The sequence below is a fragment of the Phormidesmis sp. 146-12 genome (genome assembly GCF_052939495.1).
Genome location: NZ_JBJPHS010000245.1, coordinates 1 through 1508, shown reverse-complemented (window position 1 = coordinate 1508; position 1508 = coordinate 1). Strand labels below are relative to the sequence as shown.

The following is a 1508-nucleotide window of genomic DNA, read 5'->3' as shown; positions in this document are numbered from 1 at the left end:
CCCTCTTCTGTCACTCTCCGAGTACCTTAAATAGAAAGTAGAATCAGAGAACCCCTGAAAGGTAGGTAGGACAATGGATGTAGAGTTACAAATCCTCAAGCATTTGCCCAGAGAGGCTCAGGCAACCGTTGCGTTCATCGATGACTATTGTGCCGAGTACAAAGACCTGTTTAAGGAAGTCAGAAACTACGAATGCTTCAAATATTTGCATTTGGGAATCCTGTCCCCGATCAAAAAGAAATCATTACCAGAGATCGCGAAAGCAGTCAGTATCAACTCAGCCCAATCATTGCATCATTTTCTAGCAGTTTCAGAATGGTCAGTAGAAGAATTAAGCCAAAAAAGAATCCAGAAACTAAAGCAGGCATTAAAGGGCAAAAAGATTACCGTATTGATCGATGAGACCGGAGACAGGAAAAAGGGTAAGACGACCGATTATGTGGCGAGACAATATTTAGGGAGTGTGGGAAAAGTCGATAACGGCATCGTTTCAGTCAATGCCTACGGAGTTTACTCGAACATCACCTTTCCACTGATGGTAAAAGTATTCAAGCCCAAAGGAACTCTAAAAGCAGGAGATCAATATAAAACAAAAACAGAGTTAGCTTCAGAGATTATTACAGAATTAATGGAAGCGGGCTTTGAGATTGAACTAGTATTGGCAGATAGCTTGTATGGGGAGAGTAGAGAATTTCTGAGAAAGTTGGAAGCATACAACCTAGCGTATGTTGTCGCCATTAGAAGTAATCACGCAGTCTGGCTGCCTGTGGGGCAGGGAGTTAGGGCGAATAAGTGGTGTGAATTTGAGAGGACTTTTAGCAATCAGAAATCAGAGACTAGATACATCAGGGAAATCATTTATGGCAAGAAGAGAGCCGTAACTTACTGGGAGATCACGACCGATCCAGAGACGATGCCAGAGAATTCTACCAGCTTTGTGATGACAAACATTCAAGGGAATCTCAAGCGGATTCTAGGGAACTTGTATGGTTTAAGGACTTGGGTAGAGTATGGATTTCGGCAATGTAAACAGGAGTTGGGCTGGACAGATTATCGATTTACAAGTTTCCAGCATATTGAGCGGTGGTGGGAGATTATTTTTTGTGTTTACACCCTGATTAGTTTAAGCTCTCCCGCCTTTTTGAGCCTGAATCAATCGGATGCAATTGAGACTAAAGAGCCAGAGAGTCAGCCGGGTAGTTTTTCTGATCATCGGCAATGGAATCATCGGAGTGGATGGAAGAATGTCTTAAATAATCTACGTTTAATTGTCCAACCCCTCTTACTATTCTGGTTGATTTACCCCTGGTTAGATGTTTTCCCTAATTCGCGATTATTGCTGGGATTCAATCATTTAATTGCTGCTATGAATCAGTTCAAACCTGATTACGCTTCTGGATGATTCTGCTGATTTGCTATTTATTTGTCTCGGAGAGTGACAGAAGAGGGGTATCCCTCTTCTGTCACTCTCCAAGTGAAAAAATCTATACGAAATCTGCAAACCTCTA

Annotated in this window: 1 protein-coding gene; it reads left to right on the top strand. The window is 42.0% G+C overall.

The genetic code is table 11. The annotated features are described in order from the left end of the window. The first annotated feature begins 73 nt into the window (after positions 1-73). On the top strand, positions 74-1402 hold the full coding sequence (locus ACKFKF_RS35020) for an IS701 family transposase (protein ID WP_446871939.1): 1329 nt from the start codon (positions 74-76) through the stop codon (positions 1400-1402). Positions 1403-1508: the final 106 nt, after the last annotated feature.

Bases quoted from the DNA above. Each gene is read 5' to 3' on its own strand.
- ACKFKF_RS35020 (WP_446871939.1), top strand. From the start codon at position 74: ATGGATGTAGAGTTACAAATCCTCAAGCATTTGCCCAGAGAGGCTCAG.